The organism is Streptomyces sp. NPDC017095 (genome assembly GCF_044332325.1).
Lineage (GTDB): Bacteria > Actinomycetota > Actinomycetes > Streptomycetales > Streptomycetaceae > Streptomyces.
This window is the reverse complement of the sequence record NZ_JBIROU010000009.1, coordinates 383,342-400,885: the sequence shown is the minus strand read 5'-3', so window position 1 is coordinate 400,885 and position 17,544 is coordinate 383,342. Positions and strand designations below refer to the sequence as shown.

The window sequence follows — 17,544 nt, the reverse complement described above, 5'->3', positions numbered from 1 at the left end:
CCGCCCCCGGCCGTCACCCGCCGCGCACGGCCGGTGGCGGTGGGGAAGGCAGGGCGCCGGCGGGTCGTACGACACCCGCTCCATGGGCCAGAATGAGCGCGTGCCTTCCCTGTTGCTGATCGAGGACGACGACGCCATCCGCACGGCCCTGGAGCTGTCCCTGACGCGCCAGGGTCACCGGGTGGCCACCGCTGCCAGCGGCGAGGACGGTCTGAAGCTGCTGCGCGAACAGCGGCCGGACCTGATCGTGCTGGACGTGATGCTGCCCGGCATCGACGGGTTCGAGGTCTGCCGGCGCATCCGGCGCACCGACCAGTTGCCTATCATCCTGCTGACCGCGCGCAGTGACGACATCGACGTGGTGGTCGGGCTGGAGTCGGGGGCCGACGACTATGTCGTCAAGCCGGTGCAGGGACGGGTGCTGGACGCCCGGATCCGGGCCGTGCTGCGCCGCGGCGAGCGCGAGTCCAGCGACTCGGCGACCTTCGGCAACGTCGTCATCGACCGCTCCGCGATGACCGTCACGAAGAACGGCGAGGACCTCCAGCTGACCCCGACCGAACTGCGGCTGCTGCTGGAGCTGAGCCGGCGGCCCGGTCAGGCGCTGTCCCGGCAGCAGTTGCTGCGGCTGGTGTGGGAGCACGACTACCTGGGCGACTCGCGCCTGGTCGACGCGTGTGTGCAGCGGCTGCGCGCCAAGGTCGAGGACGTGCCGTCCTCCCCGACGCTGATCCGTACCGTCCGTGGTGTCGGCTACCGCCTGGACGCTCCTCAGTGACCGAGACGCGAGGAGGGCTGCGCGGCTGGGCCGCGGGGCGCGGGGGAAGCCTGTCGCGGCTCAGGTTCACGAGCCTCAGGCTGCGGCTGGTCGTCGTCTTCGGGCTGGTGGCGCTCACCGCCGCCGTGTCCGCGTCCGGCATCGCCTACTGGCTCAACCGGGAGGCGGTGCTCACCCGCGCCCAGGACGCGGTGCTGCGCGACTTCCGGCAGGAGATGCAGAACCGCGCCGGCGCGCTGCCCGAGCGCCCGACCCAGGACCAGCTCCAGCGCGCGGCGGGCCAGATGGCCGCCAGCAGCCAGCGCTTCAGCGTGCTGCTGGTCGCCGAGGACGCCGGGGGCAAGACGGTGTACGGCACCTCGGGCGGCATCAACGGCTTCGCGCTGGAGGACGTGCCCGGCTCGCTGCGCACGGCCGTGGCCAAGCGGCAGCGGGCGACCGGCGCCGACGAGGAGCCGTACCACCTGTATTGGCAGCGGGTCACGGACCACGGCACGCCGTATCTGGTGGCCGGCACCCGCGTCATCGGCGGCGGCCCGACCGGTTACATGGCGAAGTCCCTGGAACCGGAGGCGAAGGACCTCAACTCGCTGGCCTGGTCGCTGGGCATCGCCACCGGGCTCGCGCTGATCGGCGCCGCGCTGCTCGCGCAGGCCGCCGCCACGACCGTGCTGAAGCCGGTGCACCGGCTCGGAGTGGCCGCGCGGCGGCTCGGCGAGGGCAGGCTGGACACCCGGCTGCGGGTCTCCGGCACCGATGAACTCGCCGATCTGTCCCGGACGTTCAACAACGCCGCCGAGGCGCTGGAGAAGCGGGTCGCGGACATGGCCGCCCGGGACGAGGCGTCCCGCCGGTTCGTCGCCGACATGTCGCACGAGCTGCGGACGCCGCTCACCGCCATCACCGCCGTCACGGAGGTGCTGGAGGAGGAGCTGGAGTCGGAGGCCGGCGGCATCGACCCGATGGTCGAGCCCGCGGTCCGGCTGGTGGTCAGCGAGACGCGGCGGCTGAACGACCTGGTCGAGAACCTGATGGAGGTCACCCGCTTCGACGCGGGCACCGCCCGGTTGGTGCTGGACGACGTCGACGTGGCCGACCAGATCACCGCCTGCATCGACGCCCGGGCCTGGCTGGACGCGGTGGAGCTGGACGCCGAGCGCGGCATCCACGCCCGGCTGGACCCGCGCCGCCTGGACGTCATACTCGCCAATCTGGTCGGCAACGCGCTCAAGCACGGCGGGTCGCCGGTGCGGGTGTCGGTGCGCGAGACGGACGACTCGGTCGAGATCCGGGTCCGCGACCACGGGCCCGGCATCCCCGAGGACGTCCTGCCACACGTCTTCGACCGCTTCTACAAGGCGAGCGCGTCCCGGCCCCGCTCCGAGGGCAGCGGGCTCGGCCTCTCCATCGCCCTGGAGAACGCCCACATCCACGGCGGCGACATCAGCGCGGCCAACTCCGAGGAGGGCGGCGCGGTCTTCACGCTCCGCCTGCCCCGGGACTCCTCGCCGCTGACCGAGCGGGACGGCGACGGGGACGGCGGGGACGGCACCGGCGGACCGGACACCGGCACGCCGGGGAAGGCGGGGTCATGACCGTACGACGCCTGGTGGCGCTGCCCCTGCTCGGCGCGCTGCTCACCGGCTGCGGCATCCGGGCCACGGAGGTGCCGACCGACTTCGGGGCGGCGCCGTCCCGGGTGCCGTGCACGCTGACCGGGCCGGACCTGTCCACGCAGTCCTCGCGCGGGGTGCCGGCGCAGGTCTTCCTGCTGTGCGGGGCGTCCCTGGTGGCCGTGGACCGCACCGTGCCGGTCCCTGAGGGCACGCCGGACGCCCGGCGCCGGGTGATCGTGGCGCAGGGGCTGCTGGACCAGCTCGCCGCGTCCCCGTCGGCCGCGGAGCGCTCCGCGGGCTATACGACGTACGTGCCGGGCGGTCTCGGTGTGCGCGGGCCCGGCCCGAAGGACCCCGAGGACACGCTCCGGCTGACCACGGCCCCGTCGCGGCTCACCTCCTACGCCTTGGCCCAGCTCGTGTGCACCCTGTCCGACTCGGCGGCCACGGAGGGCGACGGCTCGGTCATCCTGGGCGGCCCGGACGGCAGCCCGCTGCGCCGCTACGAGTGCACGGACCGGGTCCGCGAACGCCCGGGCGGCACCCGGTCGCCGTCGGGCGAGGTGACCGACTCGTAGCGACTCCGGGCCGCCGGCTGCCCCGGGTCGGGGGGCCGGCTGTCCGGGTTCGGGGGGCGGGATGCGGGTGTGTGCGGGGCGGACCGGCGCGGGCGGTGGGGGCTGGAGCGGGCCGTGGCCCGGCGCGGGCGGGGAGGTCCGGAGCCTGCGGAGGCCGGTGGTCCGGGTGGGCCGGGGGTGTGCGGCGGGCCGCGCGCTCTTGCGTGCGCCCCCGCCATGTCCAGCCGAATCGTTTCCACCCGGAACCAATCGGCTTCGCCCCGGCGTCTAGGGGGGAGTGCAGCGTCAAGGCTCCATCGGCGGCAGCGCCGTGATCCGCGTCCGTGTGACAGGGGGTGTCCTCCTCGTCGCGCACCTCGCCCTCGTCGCCTGGCTGATGCTGCGTCCCCTGGACGTCCCCTGGGTGATGCCCCCGAACCTGCGCCCGCTGGCCGGTGTCCGGGCCGATCTGGCGCTGGGCTGGCCGGGCGCCGCCAGACCGCTCGGCGAGGGGCTCGCGCTGCTCGCGCCGCTGGGCGTGCTGCTGCCGGCGGCGCACGGGAGGCTCACCGTCTCCCCGCTCGTCTCACTGCTGCGGACGGCCGCCGCCGGCGCGCTGATCTCCCTCGGCATCGCTCTGTTGCAGACCGGTGTGCCGGGCCGGGTCGTGGACGTCGACTCCCTCCTGCTGAACACGGCGGGTGTCGTCCTCGCCCACCTGGCCGTCGTCCCGGCGGGCCGCGCCCTGCTGCGGCGGGCGGCGAGGGAATCCGGCGAGACCGGGCCGCCCTTCACCGTCCCGGAGGAGCCGCCTCAGGGCCGTACCCCGACGATTTCCAGGGTCGGTATCGCCCCTTGGAGTGATGCTTCGTCCCCTTCGTCTGCCTATCGTTGAGGGCAGTTGAGGGTCCCGCCGGGACCCGCCAGCGGCTCGTCAGCGAGCCGACGACCACGGAGGAGCCGACATGACCGCCCTTTCCCGCCCCACCCACGGCCGCGTGATCGGCGGAGTCTGCGCCGGACTGGCCCGCCGGTTCGGCACCTCGGCCACGACGATGCGGGTGATCTTCCTGGTGTCCTGTCTGCTGCCGGGCCCGCAGTTCCTGCTGTACATAGCGCTGTGGCTGCTGCTGCCGTCCGAGGACAAGGTGCGTACGGCCTGGTGAGCGCGGGGACGCGCCCCGGGGGCGCGTCCGGACGTACCCGCACCGGAGCGCCCCGCGTGTCGTGCGGAGGGCGGGCTCAGCCGAGCGGGAGCCCGTTGACCGGCACACCGTGCGTGGGCAGCCCCTTCAGCGGCAGTCCGCCGAGCAGACCGGCGACCGGCTTGGTCGGTCCCTCGGCGACGACGCTCTCGGCGACGGGCTGCGCGGCGGCCGCTCCCTTCTTCAGGGCCGGGAGCGCGGCGGCGGCACCGCGCTTGGCCACGGGCTTGAGCGTCTTCACCGCTCCGCTCTCGGGCAGCGCGTCGATGAGCTGCTCGGGCGGCAGCGTCTTCGTGACGGTGTCCAGCGTGTGGCCGGCGTCCCGGGCGGCCGGGGCCGCGTGGGCCGCGCCCGCGCCGACGGCGGCGATGGCGGCACCGAGGGCGGCGACACCGAGGGTCCTGGCAGCAGACTGCTTCATGGTGATTGCGTCCTTGCGTGCGGAGAAACGAGATCACAAACGATCCGAGCGGTCCACGACCGTAAACACCCCACACCGCCCACCGCAAATACCAAAATGCGGGCGCCGGGTGAGGGAGCGCCCGCATTCCGTGCCGCACAGGATGCGGCGACTATGCCTCCGGACTGCCGGAACCGCTGGTAGAGGCGGTCTGCCGGAACAGCCATTCGGATTTCAGCTCGGCGAATCCGGGCTTGATGACGTCATTGATCATCGCGAGTCTTTCATCGAAAGGAATGAACGCTGATTTCATCGCATTGACGGAGAACCACTGGACGTCGTCCAGCGTGTAATCGAAAGCGGACACGAGATGCTCGAATTCCCGGCTCATACTGGTGTGCGACATCAGCCGGTTGTCGGTGTTCACGGTGGCCCGGAAGTGCAGCCGGCGCAGCAGCCCGATCGGGTGCTCGGCGTAGGAGGTCGCGGCTCCGGTCTGGAGGTTGGAGCTGGGGCACAGTTCCAGCGGGATGCGCTTGTCCCGCACATAGGAGGCGAGCCGGCCGAGGGTGACGGAGCCGTCCTCGTGGACCTCGATGTCGTCGATGATCCGCACACCGTGCCCGAGCCGGTCGGCACCGCACCACTGGAGCGCCTGCCAGATGGAGGGCAGCCCGAACGCCTCGCCGGCGTGGATGGTGAAATGATTGTTTTCCCGCTTCAGGTACTCGAAGGCGTCGAGGTGCCGGGTGGGCGGGTAGCCGGCCTCGGCACCGGCGATGTCGAAGCCGACCACGCCCGAGTCCCGGTGGCGGTTGGCCAGTTCGGCGATCTCCAGGGAGCGGGCCGCGTGCCGCATGGCGGTGAGCAGGACGCCGACCCGGATGCGCCGGCCGTTCTCCCGGGCCAGCCGCTCGCCCTGCCGGAAGCCCTCGTTGACGGCCTCCACCACCTCCTCCAGGGTCAGCCCCGCGCCGAGGTGCTGCTCGGGCGCGTACCGGACCTCGGCGTAGACGACGCCGTCCTCCGCGAGGTCCTCGGCGCACTCCCGGGCGACCCGGACCAGGGCCTGCCGGGTCTGCATCACGCCGACCGTGTGCCGGAAGGTCTCCAGATAGCGTTCCAGGGAGCCGGAGTCGGCGGCCTCCCGGAACCAGAGGCCCAGTTTCTCCGGGTCGGTCTCGGGCAGCCCGGCGTAACCGCTCTCCCGGGCGAGGTCGACGACGGTTTCCGGGCGGAGTCCGCCGTCGAGATGATCGTGCAGCAGTACCTTGGGCGCCCGGCGGATCTGGTCCGGCGTGGGAACGTGGGCCGGAGCGGTCGCCGGGACGGCCCCCGTCGGTGCAGTCTGGCTCGTCATTTCGGCACTCTAACTCCTACGCGCGTAGAACACCCGGATCCGGCAGCGGTTTCCGGTGCTTTTCCGTCGATACGCAACGGTGACCCGACGTACGGGTTTCGTACACCGCGCCTTCTGACACTGTTCTGTCATGGGACAGCAAGCGACACCGCCGCGAACGGCCAGGCTGGGAAAGGCAGTCGGCCCGCGGCCGGCAGCGGTGTGCGGAGCGGTGCTGCTGCTCCCCGGGGGCGAGGAGGTCTCGGTCCGCCGGCCGTCCCCCGTCCGCCCGATGACCCTCGTCCGCGCCCTGGGCCGCCGCCTCGCCCGCGCGGGCCACGCCGAGGGACTGGCCGTGCACCCCGTGCACTACCGCTACCGCGGCTGGAACGGCGGCGAGGCGCATCTGGCGGCGGACGCCGAGTGGGCCGCCGACGAGGTCGTCCGCCGGTACGGGGACGTGCCGGTGTGCCTGGCCGGCGTGGACATGGGCGGCAGGGCGGCGTTGCGGGCGGGCGGCCACGAGGCGGTCAACTCCGTGGTCGCGCTGGCTCCCTGGCTGCCGGAGGAGGACATGGCCGCGCCCGCCGAGCCGGTACGGCACCTGGCCGGGCGCCGGGTGCTGATCGCGCACGGCACGAACGACGAACGGACCGACCCCGAACTGTCGTTCCGCTTCGCGGCGCGGGCGAAGAAGGCCAACCGGGAGGTGTGCCGGTTCGAAGTGCACTCCGACGGCCACGGCTTGCACGGCCACCGCAGCGAAGTGCTGTCCCTCGCGATCGACTTCGCGATGGGCGCGCTGTTCGGCCACGCCGTCTCCCGCCCCGTGGAGGACGCCCTCGCCGCACCGCCCCCGATCGGCCTGCGCATGCCGCTGGCCGCGGGGTTCGGACGGTCGCTGCGGCGGTAGCGCGCGGGACGCGCGGCCCCGTGGGCGGGTCGCGCGCGGGTGCGGCCGCGTGGACGGGCCCCGTGGGCGGGTCACGTGCGGGTGCAGCCGCGTGGACGGGCCCCGTGCGGGACGCGGGGCCCCGTGGGCGGGTCACGTGCGGGGCGCGTCGCCCCGTGAGCGGATCGCGTGCGGGACGCGCGGCCCCGCGGACGGGTCACGTGCCGGACGCGGCCGCGTGGGCGTGCGGCCGTGGTTCCGTGCGGTCGTCGAGCGCGCGGGGCGTGCGCCTCACATGGGGTCGTGTGCGCGTCATCGGGTGCGTGCGGTCGCCGTTTCCGTGCGCTCACCGGTCATGTGCGGTGGCTTTCGGGGCCCGGCCCGGCACGGCACGGGCACGCCACGGCCGGACGCGGGCCTGCCGCCTGCTCGCCCGCACCCCCGCCCAGCCTGCCTGCAGGCCGCCGGCAGGTTGCCGTCAGGCCGGCAGCAGGTTGCCTCTTCTGGAGAGCAGGAACTTCTTGAACGCGGCCACCGGTGGGGTGTCCGGGCGGCCGGCCGGCCAGGCGACGCCGATCTCCCGGGCCGCCCTCGGGGCCGTGACCGTCAGTTCCACCACGCCCGGCCGCGGGACCGTCGGCGGGGGCAGGAGGGCCACACCCAGGCCCGCCGCCACCAGACCGCGCAGGGTCTCGGCCTCCTCGCCCTCGAAGGCCACCCGGGGCTTGAAGCCGGCCTGACGGCACAGGTCGTCCGTGATCCGGCGCAGACCGTAGCCGGGTTCCAGCGTCACGAAGGTCTCCTCGGCCGCCTCGGCGAGCCGGATCCGGCGGCGGGCCGCCAGCCGGTGGTCGGCGGGAACGACCAGGCGCAGCTTCTGCTCGTCCAGCCGGCGCGCGACCAGGTCGGGCGCGTCGGGCACGGGCGAGGTGAGGCAGAGGTCCAGTTCGCCGGCGCGCAGGCCCTCCAGCATGGCCTCGCCGTGGTTCTGCACCAGGCTGAAGCGGACCCGCGGGTGATCGGCGCGGAAGGCGTGCAGCAGCCCGGGCACGGTCTCGGCGCCCATGGTGTGCAGGAAGCCGAAGGCGACCTTGCCGGTGGCCGGGTCGGCGTCCGCGCGGACCTCCTCGGCGGCCCGCCCGACCTCGGCGAGGGCCCGCTCGACGGAGGCGAGGAAGGTGCGGCCCGCGGTGGTCAGGGACACCGTGCGGCCGTGCCGGGCGAACAGGTCGACACCCAGGTCCTGCTCCAGGCGGGCCATCGCGCGGGACAGGGTGGACTGCGGGACGTTCATCTCCCGCGCGGCCCGGGTGACGTGCTCCGTGCGGGCCACCCCGGCGAAGTAGGCCAGACGCGGCGCCAGCGACAGCGTCATGTCTTCTGTGTCACCGGACGGTGACAGCCGCGCGCCTGACCTCTGCTGATGCACCATGGGAACGATTATGGCGATGGTGTGCATTGGACGGATGAACGGGGCCGTCTCTACGGTCGAGGCATGTCTCCCGCCAGTACCGGGGCGTCCATCAGCGTGGGCGCCGTCTCCTCCGTCCCTGCCTCCGACTCCGACTCCCGGATGACCCCGGGCGGCCCCGGCTACCGCCGGATGAGCTTCGCCCTCTTCCTCGCCGGGGTCGCGACCTTCGCCCTGCTGTACTCCACCCAGGCCCTGCTGCCGCTGATCTCCGGCGAGTTCGGGGTCGCGGCGGGCCGGGCGAGCTGGACCGTGGCGGCCGCGACCGGCGGGCTGGCCCTGTTCGTGCTGCCGATGAGCGCGCTGTCGGAGCGCTTCGGCCGCCGTACGGTGATGACCGCCTCGCTGGCCGTCGCCGTCACGGTCGGCATGCTGGTGCCGTTCGCCCCGTCGATCGGCGCGCTGGTGGTGCTGCGCGGTGTGCAGGGCGCGGCGCTGGCCGGTCTGCCGGCCTCGGCGACGGCGTACCTGGCGGAGGAGGTACGGCCGAAGGCGCTGGTCACGGCCATCGGACTGTTCGTGGCGGGCAACAGCGTCGGCGGGATGAGCGGCCGGGTGATCACCGGCTGGGTCGCGCAGGAGTGGGGCTGGCGGGTCTCGGTGGGCGTCATCGGGGCGCTCGCGGTGGTGTGCGCGGTGGCGTTCCGGCTGCTGCTGCCCGCGCCGCGGCACTTCGCGCCGGGCTCGCTGCGGCCCCGCGTGCTGCTCGGCACGGTCCGCGGGCACCTCTCCGACCCGCTGCTGCGCCGCCTGTACGCGATCGGCGCGCTGTTCATGACCGTGTTCGGCGGTGTCTACACGGTGATCGGCTACCGGCTGACGGCGGCGCCGTTCGGGCTGCCGCAGGGCATCGTGGGCTCCATCTTCCTGGTCTATCTGGTGGGCACGGTCTCCGCCTCCACCGCGGGCCGGCTGGTGGGCCGGTTCGGCCGCCGGGGCGCGCTGTACCTGGCGGGCGGTACGACGGCGGCGGGCCTGGTGCTGTCCCTGGCCGCCACGCTGCCGCTGGTCCTGCTGGGCCTGGTGCTGATCACGGCGGGTTTCTTCGCCGGGCACGCGGTCGCCTCCTCGGCGGTCGGCAAGACGGCCGCGCACGGCCGGGCCCAGGCGTCGGCGCTGTACCAGTCCGCGTACTACATCGGCTCCAGCGCCGGCAGCACGGTGGGCGCGCTGGCCTTCCACGCCGGCGGCTGGGCGGGCACGGTCGGCGTCGGACTGCTGGCGGTCCTCGGCGTCGTCGCCATCACGGTGCTCGGTTCCCGGGCGGCCCGGGCGGCGGCCCGCGGGCCGCAGGCGGCCGAGGCGCGGTGACCGCGCCCGCCGCGCCCGGCCCTCGGCGACCGGGGCGTCGTCCCGACCGGCTCCTCGCACCCGCTCCCACCTGCGCGTTCGGCAACTTCGGGCGCTCTTGTCAGTGGCCTGCGGTAGCTTCCAAGGTGCTGGGGCGCGACGGTGCGCCGGGAACGGCCGCAGGGGTGGGTGGACGATGGGGAACGGAACGGCGACGGCGGACCTGGACGTCGTACTGGAGAAGCACCGGACCGAGCTGACCGGGTACTGCTACCGGATGCTCGGTTCCTCCTTCGAGGCCGAGGACGCGGTGCAGGACACCCTGGTGCGGGCCTGGCGGAGCTACGACAAGTTCGAGGGCCGCTCCTCGCTCCGGTCGTGGCTGTACCGGATCGCGACGAACGTGTGCCTGGACATGCTGTCGGCGGGCAGCAAGCGGGCGCGGCCGATGGATCTGACGGAGTCGACCCCGCTCGCCCGGGCGGCGCTGTCCCCGCGTCCGGACCACACCTGGCTGGAGCCGATGCCGGACGCGCGGGTGCTGCCGGCCGTGGCGGACCCGGCGGAGGCGGCGGTCGCCAAGGAGTCGGTGCGGCTCGCCTTCATGGCGGCCCTCCAGCAACTGCCGCCCAAGCAGCGGGCGGTGCTGATCCTGCGGGAGGTGCTGGCCTGGAAGGCGAGCGAGGTGGCCGAGCTGCTGGGCACCTCGGTGGCCTCGGTGAACAGCGCGCTGCAGCGGGCCCGGGCGACGCTCGCGGAGCGGGCGGACGCGGGCGCGGAGGGGGCGGTGTCCGATCCGCTGGACGAGGAGCAGCGCGAGCTGCTGGAGCGGTACGTCAAGGCGTTCGAGGGCTATGACATGACGGCGCTGACGGCGCTGCTGCACGAGGACGCCATCATGACGATGCCGCCGTTCGACCTGTGGCTGCGCGGCACCGCCGACATCACCGGCTTCATGACCACCTTCGGCGCCTCGTGCGCCGGGTCCCGGCTGCTGCCGGTGCGGGCCAACGGGCTGCCGGGGTTCGCGCACTACAAGCCGGACCCGGACAACGGCGGGTTCACGCCGTGGGCGGTGCAGGTGCTGGAGATCTCAGCCGGCCGGATCACCGGTTTCCACTTCTTCCTCGACACCCCGCGCTGGTTCCCGCTCTTCGACCTGCCCCTCCGTCTCGAAGCGGAGGCCGACGAGGCCGAGCAGGGCGCCTAGCGCGGGGCCGGCGCCGCGCAGCCGTATCCGCCCGCCGGCCCGGCGGGCGGCCAGCTCCAGCCGGGCGAGCAGGTCGACGGCCGCGAGGTCCGGCGGTCCCATCCCGCCCACGTCGCACACGACCACCCCGGCCCCGCTGTCCCGCAGCAGTGTCCGCACGGCGGCACACAGCGCCGGCACCTCCTCCCGGCGGACGGTCCCGGGCACGACGAGCACGGCGGGCGTCTTGGCATCCACACGCGGGTAGACCGCCGACGCCCCCGGAACTCATCGCCCCACCCCGCCGCCCCGGGCACCCAGGCGACACTTCCGCCGGGACGCGCCCGGTTGTACCGGCTCAGTCGACGGGGAACTCCCCAGTGTCGATGGTGATACCGAACGGGTCCGGCAGCTTGATCGGGTCGCCGGACTTCACCGCGCTCAGCACCCGGTACACGTCGCCCTTCGGCTCGCCGTACAGCGTCGCGGTGGGGCCTCCGGGGGCCCAGCGGTCGACCAGGAGGTAGAGCGGGATACCGGCGGTGGCGTAGGCGGCCGGCTTGGCGACGCGGTCATGGCGGGCGTTGGACTTGGAGGTCACCTCGACGACGAGTTCGGCCAGGGCGGCGGGCAGGTGGGAGTCCGTCTCAGCGCATTCCCGCACCGGAGCCACCAGCAGGTCCGGGATGAGCATGCCCATCCGCGACGGCACGGCGATGGCCTGGGTCTGGAAGATCCCCCAGTCCTCGGGGACGACTGAGTAGAGGCGACGCTGAATGCGTTCCGCGATCACGTTGTGACGGGACGCGGGAGCAGGTGACACGGTGACGATCCCCTCGATGATCTCCACCTTGCTGCCCTCAGGCCATTCCATCTCCTCCCAGAACCGGACGAGGTCGTCCCAGCTCTGCTCGGGGTCGTGGCTGACGGTGAGTGCGCTCATGGCGGTCTCCTATCGGTGCGTCACCGATACCAGCATGCCGAAGGGGAGCGGCGGGGGTCCACCGCTCCCCTTCACCCGAACGGGGAGTTCGCTGGTCAGGCGATGCGCTCCAGGACTACGGGGGTGGGCGTGAACGGGGTTCCCGGGGATGCGATGTCGTAGGAGCCCGTCACCGCTTCCAGGGCGTAGGCGAAGCGCTCGGGGGTGTCGGTGTGCAGGGTCAGCAGGGGCTGGCCCTCGGTCACCGTCTCGCCCGGCTTGGCGTGCAGTTCGACGCCCGCCGCCGCCTGCACCGGGTCCTCCTTGCGGGCGCGGCCGGCGCCCAGCCGCCAGGCGGCGATGCCGATGTCGTAGGCGTCGAGGCGGGTGAGGACACCGGTGGCCGGGGCCTTGACGACGTGCTGCTCCTTCGACGTGGGCAGCGCGGCGTCCGGGTCGCCGCCCTGGGCCGCGATCATGCGGCGCCAGACGTCCATCGCCGAGCCGTCGGCCAGCGCCTTCGCCGGGTCGGCGTCCTTGATCCCGGCGGCCTCCAGCATCTCCCGGGCCAGGGCGATCGTCAGCTCCACCACGTCCGCCGGGCCGCCGCCCGCCAGGACCTCCACCGACTCGCGGACCTCCAGCGCGTTGCCCGCCGTGCGGCCGAGCGGGGTCGCCATGTCGGTGAGCAGCGCGACCGTCCGCACGCCGTGGTCGGTGCCGAGGCCGACCATGGTGGACGCCAGCTCGCGGGCGTCCTCGATCGTCTTCATGAAGGCGCCGGTGCCCACCTTCACGTCCAGGACCAGGGAGCCGGTGCCCTCGGCGATCTTCTTGGACATGATCGAGGAGGCGATCAGCGGGATGGCCTCGACCGTGCCGGTGACGTCCCGCAGCGCGTACAGCTTCTTGTCGGCGGGGGCCAGGCCGTCGCCCGCCGCGCAGATCACCGCGCCGGTGGTGTCGAGGACGTGCAGCATCTCCTCGTTGGAGAGCAGGGCACGCCAGCCGGGGATCGACTCCAGCTTGTCCAGGGTGCCGCCGGTGTGGCCGAGGCCGCGGCCGGAGAGCTGCGGCACGGCGGCGCCGCACGCGGCCACGAGGGGCGCGAGCGGCAGGGTGATCTTGTCGCCGACGCCGCCGGTGGAGTGCTTGTCGGCGGTCGGGCGGGACAGCGAGGAGAAGTCCATGCGCTCGCCGGAGGCGATCATGGCCGCGGTCCAGCGGGCGATCTCGCGGCGGTTCATGCCGTTGAGCAGGATCGCCATGGCGAGCGCGGACATCTGCTCGTCGGCGACCTCGCCGCGGGTGTACGCGTCGATGACCCAGTCGATCTGCTCGTCGGTCAGCTCGCCGCGGTCCCGCTTGGTGCGGATGACGGAGATGGCGTCCATGGCCATGGCTGGGGCTTCCTTCCGGGAGGTGCGAAGTGCGCGGCCCCCCTGCCGGCGGGGCAGGGGGGCCGTACGGCCTTAACGGGTGAGATGGTCCGGGCCGAAGGCCTGGGGCAGCATCTCGGCGAGCGTCAGGACGCCCGCGGGGGTGTCCAGGAGCAGACCGGGGCCGCCGAACTCGTAGAGGAGCTGGCGGCAGCGGCCGCACGGGACGAGCAGGGCGCCGGTGCCGTCGACGCAGGTGAAGTGCGTCAGCCGGCCGCCGCCCGTGCGCTGGAGCTGGGAGACCAGGCCGCACTCGGCGCACAGGCCGATGCCGTAGGAGGCGTTCTCGACGTTGCAGCCGGTGACCGTGCGGCCGTCGTCGACCAGGGCGGCCACGCCGACCGGGTACCCCGAGTAGGGGGCGTAGGCGTGGGCCATGGCCTCGCGGGCCTCGGCGCGCAGCGCCTCCCAGTCGAACGCGTCGCCTTCCCCGGTCACTTGCCCTGGCCCTTCCGGTAGCGCATGCCGTCCGCTTTCGGCATCCGCAGGCGCTGCGCGGACAGCGACAGCACGAGCAGGGTGACGACGTACGGCGTGGCGCCCACGAAGTCGCTCGGGACCTCGTCGGTGACCAGGTACCAGACCAGGACCAGCGCGGCCATGACGGCGCTGACCACGCCCTGCACGACGGCCTTCTTGTACAGCTTCCAGCCGGCCAGCAGCGCGAGCAGGACGACCAGCAGGAGCAGCAGGGCGTGCACGGTGACGCCGCCGTTGCGGAGCTGGAGGGCGTCGGAGTAGCCGAAGAGGCCCGCGCCCATGGCCAGCCCGCCGGGCCGCCAGTTGCCGAAGATCATGGCGGCGAGACCGATGTAGCCGCGGCCTCCGGTCTGGTTCTCCAGGTAGGTGTGCGAGGTGACCAGGGCGAGGAACGCGCCGCCGAGGCCGGCGAGACCGCCGGAGACGGCCACGGCCGCGTACTTGTACCGGTAGACGTTGACACCGAGGGACTCCGCGGCGACCGGGTTCTCACCACAGGAGCGCAGCCGCAGCCCGAACGGGGTGCGCCACAGCAGCCACCAGCTGCCGGCGAACAGCAGCACGGCCAGGACCGTGATCACGGACAGGTGGGTGACCAGGCCGCCGATGATGCCGGCCAGGTCGGAGACCAGGAACCAGTGGTGCTTCTCGATCGAGGCGAGGCCGTCGGACAGGCCGGGGACGGTGATGTCGGGCAGCGTGTCCGCGGGCGGCGACTGCTTGGGGTTGCCGCCCGCCTCCGCGGCCTTGCCGTCGGCGAAGAACAGCTTGGCGAGGTACTGGGTGGCGCCGAGCGCGAGCAGGTTGACGGCGACACCGGAGACGATGTGGTCGACGCCGAAGGTGACGGTGGCGACGGCGTGCACCAGGCCGCCGAGGACGCCGAAGCCGATGCCGCACAGCAGGCCGAGCCAGGGGCTGGACTGCCAGCCGACCCAGCCGGCGCCGAAGGTGCCGAGGATCATCATGCCTTCGAGGCCGATGTTGACCACGCCGGCCCGCTCGGACCACAGGCCCGCGAGTCCGGCGAGGCCGATCGGCACGGCGAGGCCGAGCGCGGCGGCGACCTGTCCGGCCGAGTCGAGCTGCTCGGCGCCGGTGATCATGCGGACGGCCGCGACGAGCAGCAGGGCACCGGCGACGATCATCAGGATCAGGCCGGGCGAGCGGCCCGTGCGCCGGGACGCGTCCGGCGCCTTGGGCGCCGCGGGCGGCGGCGCTTCGGTCATCGTGGCAGTCATCACGCCACCTCCTGCTTCTTCGTCGGGGCGGCGGCCTGGGCGGCGAGTTCCGCGCCGACCCGCTGCTGCTGGCGCTTGAGGCCGTAGCGTCGGACGACCTCGTAGGCGATCACGACGCACAGGACGATGACGCCCTGGATCACGCCGAGGATCTCCTTGTCGTAGCCCTGGAACTCCAGGTGGTTGGTGGTGCGCTCCAGGAAGCCCCAGAGCAGGGCGCCGAGCGCGATGCCGACCGGGTTGTTGCGGCCGAGCAGCGCGATGGCGATGCCGGTGAAGCCGATGCCGGTGGGGAAGCTGTTGTCGTACTGGTGGCTCTCGTTCAGCAGCGTGGGCATGCCGATCAGACCGGCCACCGCACCCGAGATGATCATGCTGGTGGCGACCATCTTCTTCACCGACACACCGCTCGCGGCGGCGGCGCTCTCGGACTGGCCGACGGTGCGCAGGTTGAAGCCGAACCGGGTGCGGCCGAGGACGAACCAGTAGGCGAGGCCGACGATCACGGCGACGACGATGAAGCCGTCGAGCACACCGGCCGGGCCGGTGTCGATGCTGAAGAAGAACGAGGACGCCGGCAGCGGCTTGGTGGAGACGAGGGTGCCGCCCTGCTGGAGTTCGCCGAGGCGCTCCGGCTGGAGCAGATAGCCGATGATCGCGGTGGCGATGGAGTTCAGCATGATGGTCGCGATGACCTCGCTGACCCCGCGGGTCACCTTCAGGACGCCGGCGATGGCCGCCCACAGGGCGCCGGTCGCCATGGCGCAGATCATGATCAGGGGTATGGCGATCCAGCCGGGCACGGTCAGCGCGCCGCCGAGGACGGCGGCGATGAACGCGGCGAGCCGGTACTGGCCGTCGACACCGATGTTGAACAGGTTCATGCGGAAGCCGACGGCCACCGCGACACCCGCGAGGTAGTACGTGGTCGCCTTGTTCAGGATGTAGACCTGGCTGTCGCTGGCGAAGCCGTAGGTCATCATGTCGCTGAACGCGGAGCCGGGGTTCTTGCCGGTCGCGGCGATCACCAGGGCGGTGACGACGAGCGCGGCGACGACGGCCAGCAGTGGCGCGGCGATGCCGAGGAGCAGCCGCTCCTTGTCGATCCGTGAGGTCAGCTTGTTCATCGCGCGTCGTCCTCTGTGTGCTCCAGGTGGCCGGTGGCCGCACCGGTCATGGCGGAGCCCAGCTCTTCGGGGGTGATGGTGGCGGGGTCGGCGTCGGCGACCAGACGGCCCCGGTACATCACCCGCAGGGTGTCGGAGAGGCCGATCAGCTCGTCCAGGTCGGCGGAGATCAGCAGTACGGCCAGTCCCTCGCGGCGGGCCTCGCGGATGTGGTCCCAGATGGCCGCCTGGGCGCCGACGTCCACGCCGCGGGTGGGGTGGGCGGCGATGAGCAGCTTGGGGCGGTGGCTCATCTCGCGGCCGACGATCAGCTTCTGCTGGTTGCCGCCGGACAGCGAGGCCGCGGTCACGTCGATGCCGGGTGTGCGCACGTCGTACGCCCGGACGATCCGCTCGGTGTCGGCGCGGGCCGCCTTGATGTCGAGGAGTCCGCCGCGCGAGTTGGGCTTCTCGGTGACGTGGCCGAGGATGCGGTTCTCCCACAGCGGTGCTTCCAGGAGCAGGCCGTGGCGGTGGCGGTCCTCGGGGATGTAGCCGATGCCGGACTCGCGGCGGTCGCGGGTGGCGGCGTGGGAGATGTCGGTGCCGTCGAGCGTGATGACGCCGGCGTCGGGCTGCCGCATGCCCATGATCGCCTCGACCAGCTCGGACTGGCCGTTGCCCTCCACGCCGGCGATGCCGAGGACCTCGCCCTGGTGGATGGTGAAGGAGATCTCGTCCAGGATGATCCGCTCGACGCCGTCGAGGCCGGTCTGCGTCAGGTGCAGTCCGGCCAGCTCCAGCATCGGGACGTCCGTGACGGTGGACTCCTCGGTCTCCGGGGTGGGCAGCTCGCTGCCGACCATCAGCTCGGCGAGCTGCCGGGGCGTGGTGCCCCGCGGCTCGACCGTGCCGACGGTGGTGCCGCGCCGGATGACGGTGATCTCGTCGGCGACCGACAGCACCTCGCCCAGCTTGTGCGAGATGAAGATGACGGTCAGGCCCTCGGCCTTCAGCTCGCGCAGGTTGTCGAAGAGCGCGTCGACCTCCTGCGGCACGAGCACCGCGGTCGGCTCGTCGAGGATGAGGGTCCTGGCGCCGCGGTAGAGGACCTTGAGGATCTCCACGCGCTGGCGGTCGGCGACGCCCAGTTCCTCCACGAGGACGTCGGGCCGGACGTTCAGGCTGTAGGCGTCCGAGATCTCCTTGATCCGGGCGCGGGCCCTGCCCCCGATGCCGTGCAGCTTCTCCGCGCCGAGGACGACGTTCTCCAGCACGGTGAGGTTGTCGGCGAGCATGAAGTGCTGGTGCACCATGCCGATGCCGCGGGCGATGGCGTCGCCGGGGTTGTTCAGGACGACCTGCTCGCCGGCCACCGTGATGGTGCCCTCGTCCGGCTGCTGCATGCCGTAGAGGATCTTCATCAGGGTGGACTTGCCGGCGCCGTTCTCGCCGCACAGGGCGTGGACGGTGCCCGTGCGGACCGTGATGTCGATGTCGCGGTTGGCGACGACGCCGGGGAAACGCTTGGTGATGCCGCGCAGTTCGACGGCAGCGGGAGGGCTGGACGCGTTGATGGCGCACTCTCCTCGGGGAAAAGGGGCGACGGGGAGGGGGCT

18 protein-coding genes are annotated in these 17,544 nt (G+C 72.9%); 8 read left to right on the top strand and 10 right to left on the bottom strand.

The window, feature by feature from the left end; all coding sequences use genetic code 11:
• Positions 1-100: 100 nt before the first annotated feature.
• From afsQ1 to ACH4OA_RS20785, 5 genes are all read left to right on the top strand, one after another.
• On the top strand, positions 101-778 hold the full coding sequence (gene afsQ1 / locus ACH4OA_RS20805) for a two-component system response regulator AfsQ1 (RefSeq protein ID WP_026248263.1): 678 nt from the start codon (positions 101-103) through the stop codon (positions 776-778).
• Positions 775-2,373 (top strand): ATP-binding protein, encoded by a 1,599-nt coding sequence (locus ACH4OA_RS20800; RefSeq protein ID WP_397946637.1) that lies wholly within the window; start codon positions 775-777, stop codon positions 2,371-2,373. Before afsQ1 ends, ACH4OA_RS20800 begins: the two co-directional genes overlap by 4 nt.
• Positions 2,370-2,972: a hypothetical protein gene (locus tag ACH4OA_RS20795; protein WP_397970094.1), complete on the top strand. Its 603-nt coding sequence runs from the start codon at positions 2,370-2,372 to the stop codon at positions 2,970-2,972. The genes ACH4OA_RS20800 and ACH4OA_RS20795 overlap by 4 nt, the downstream gene beginning before the upstream one ends.
• A gap of 277 nt (positions 2,973-3,249) precedes the next feature.
• The gene (locus ACH4OA_RS20790) at positions 3,250-3,846 is read left to right on the top strand and encodes a VanZ family protein (RefSeq protein ID WP_397941557.1); all 597 of its coding nucleotides are present in this window, start codon (positions 3,250-3,252) and stop codon (positions 3,844-3,846) included.
• Positions 3,847-3,916: 70 nt separating this feature from the next.
• The gene (locus tag ACH4OA_RS20785) at positions 3,917-4,117 is read left to right on the top strand and encodes a PspC domain-containing protein (RefSeq protein WP_365884114.1); all 201 of its coding nucleotides are present in this window, start codon (positions 3,917-3,919) and stop codon (positions 4,115-4,117) included.
• 76 nt (positions 4,118-4,193) lie between these two features.
• On the opposite strand, the gene ACH4OA_RS20780 is transcribed toward ACH4OA_RS20785, so the two are convergent.
• Positions 4,194-4,577, bottom strand: a complete 384-nt coding sequence (locus ACH4OA_RS20780) for an ATP-binding protein (protein ID WP_397941555.1) — start codon at positions 4,575-4,577, stop codon at positions 4,194-4,196.
• 151 nt (positions 4,578-4,728) lie between these two features.
• The gene (locus ACH4OA_RS20775; RefSeq protein ID WP_397970092.1) at positions 4,729-5,916 is read right to left on the bottom strand and encodes an adenosine deaminase; all 1,188 of its coding nucleotides are present in this window, start codon (positions 5,914-5,916) and stop codon (positions 4,729-4,731) included.
• A 130-nt stretch (positions 5,917-6,046) separates the two neighbouring features.
• Here ACH4OA_RS20775 and ACH4OA_RS20770 point away from each other — a divergent pair, with 130 nt between their 5' ends.
• Positions 6,047-6,808 carry an alpha/beta hydrolase gene (locus ACH4OA_RS20770; protein ID WP_397941551.1) on the top strand — a complete coding sequence of 254 codons (762 nt, stop codon included), beginning with the start codon at positions 6,047-6,049 and terminating at the stop codon, positions 6,806-6,808.
• A 457-nt stretch (positions 6,809-7,265) separates the two neighbouring features.
• Here the strand turns inward: ACH4OA_RS20770 and ACH4OA_RS20765 are convergent, their stop codons facing one another.
• Entirely contained in the window at positions 7,266-8,219 is a 954-nt protein-coding gene (locus tag ACH4OA_RS20765; protein WP_397941549.1) for a LysR family transcriptional regulator, read from the bottom strand.
• Positions 8,220-8,282: 63 nt separating this feature from the next.
• Between ACH4OA_RS20765 and ACH4OA_RS20760 the strand changes: the two genes are divergently transcribed.
• Positions 8,283-9,569 carry an MFS transporter gene (locus ACH4OA_RS20760; protein WP_397946640.1) on the top strand — a complete coding sequence of 429 codons (1,287 nt, stop codon included), beginning with the start codon at positions 8,283-8,285 and terminating at the stop codon, positions 9,567-9,569.
• Between the two features lie 175 nt (positions 9,570-9,744).
• Positions 9,745-10,758 (top strand): sigma-70 family RNA polymerase sigma factor, encoded by a 1,014-nt coding sequence (locus tag ACH4OA_RS20755; protein WP_397970090.1) that lies wholly within the window; start codon positions 9,745-9,747, stop codon positions 10,756-10,758.
• On the opposite strand, the gene ACH4OA_RS20750 is transcribed toward ACH4OA_RS20755, so the two are convergent.
• The 7 genes from ACH4OA_RS20750 to ACH4OA_RS20720 all read right to left on the bottom strand — a co-directional run bounded on the left by ACH4OA_RS20750 (position 10,642) and on the right by ACH4OA_RS20720 (position 17,502).
• Positions 10,642-10,995, bottom strand: coding sequence for an STAS domain-containing protein (locus ACH4OA_RS20750; RefSeq protein ID WP_397941546.1), 354 nt, complete (start codon positions 10,993-10,995; stop codon positions 10,642-10,644). The two genes, ACH4OA_RS20755 and ACH4OA_RS20750, sit on opposite strands and share 117 nt — an antisense overlap.
• A gap of 100 nt (positions 10,996-11,095) precedes the next feature.
• The gene (locus tag ACH4OA_RS20745; protein WP_397941544.1) at positions 11,096-11,680 is read right to left on the bottom strand and encodes a Uma2 family endonuclease; all 585 of its coding nucleotides are present in this window, start codon (positions 11,678-11,680) and stop codon (positions 11,096-11,098) included.
• Between the two features lie 95 nt (positions 11,681-11,775).
• Positions 11,776-13,053, bottom strand: coding sequence for a thymidine phosphorylase (locus tag ACH4OA_RS20740; RefSeq protein WP_397941706.1), 1,278 nt, complete (start codon positions 13,051-13,053; stop codon positions 11,776-11,778).
• Positions 13,054-13,131: 78 nt separating this feature from the next.
• Entirely contained in the window at positions 13,132-13,536 is a 405-nt protein-coding gene (locus ACH4OA_RS20735) for a cytidine deaminase (RefSeq protein ID WP_397970088.1), read from the bottom strand.
• Complete coding sequence (locus ACH4OA_RS20730; protein WP_365880226.1) at positions 13,533-14,819, bottom strand: ABC transporter permease; 1,287 nt, start codon at positions 14,817-14,819, stop codon at positions 13,533-13,535. The genes ACH4OA_RS20735 and ACH4OA_RS20730 overlap by 4 nt, the downstream gene beginning before the upstream one ends.
• Positions 14,819-15,946 carry an ABC transporter permease gene (locus ACH4OA_RS20725; RefSeq protein ID WP_365880224.1) on the bottom strand — a complete coding sequence of 376 codons (1,128 nt, stop codon included), beginning with the start codon at positions 15,944-15,946 and terminating at the stop codon, positions 14,819-14,821. Before ACH4OA_RS20725 ends, ACH4OA_RS20730 begins: the two co-directional genes overlap by 1 nt.
• Positions 15,943-17,502, bottom strand: a complete 1,560-nt coding sequence (locus ACH4OA_RS20720) for an ABC transporter ATP-binding protein (protein ID WP_397970116.1) — start codon at positions 17,500-17,502, stop codon at positions 15,943-15,945. Before ACH4OA_RS20720 ends, ACH4OA_RS20725 begins: the two co-directional genes overlap by 4 nt.
• Between the last annotated feature and the right edge of the window lie 42 nt (positions 17,503-17,544).